At 47.4% G+C, this 601-nt stretch carries 1 protein-coding gene; it reads right to left on the bottom strand.

Going from position 1 to position 601, the window contains the following annotated elements:
- Positions 1-601 (bottom strand): DUF5682 family protein (locus HMPREF9441_RS14650; RefSeq protein WP_008622554.1); only part of this gene is annotated, 601 nt, incomplete at both ends.

Here is a 601-nt window from a genome sequence, read left to right as displayed (position 1 = left end):
TAATAGCCGTTGGAGAGTACTTAGTGCGTTGCTGAAAATATCCGTGAGCCTACACTCGCAGGCTTTGCGTATAATCTTGGCTACTAATGATATATCGGTACATTCGCTTAGCTGTTCTTTTAGTACAAAAGCAGTAGCGATCTCTAAAGTTTCCCCTTTTAGGTTCGCTTCTACTATCTCTATTTCTACCTCCGGACTCCATTGCAGCACCCATTTCTCTGCCCACGAAGCTTTGTCCTGAGCCGTACCCTGCTGGGTAGCAAAGTGAATGCCGAGCACTGTCAGCCGATGTAAGAATGTAGAGCGATTGAGGTCGATAAAGGCAGCTTCTTTGCTTTTTACTTTCAGATTTTCGCGCAGGTCTAGGCTGAGGTCTTGAGCTATAGCCGATTTGTAGTTCGTCAGCTTAAGCCGCTTCAGCTCTTGGTTCATATCCTCCTGCACAGGCGTTTGGCTTACCCCTTCAGGTAGTGCCCCTATAGCCGTACCAATGTCTACCTTGTTTATGGCTTCAGCTACCCCTGCCAATCCACCACCGCCAAAGCAAGTGATAACCGCATCGTGTAGGTCTTCCAATACAGGATATTCACCCCCTTTCATT

The sequence above is a fragment of the Paraprevotella clara YIT 11840 genome (assembly GCF_000233955.1).
GTDB lineage: Bacteria > Bacteroidota > Bacteroidia > Bacteroidales > Bacteroidaceae > Paraprevotella > Paraprevotella clara.
The sequence above is the reverse complement of the archived record's forward strand: the minus strand, read 5'-3'. Positions and strand labels throughout refer to the sequence as shown.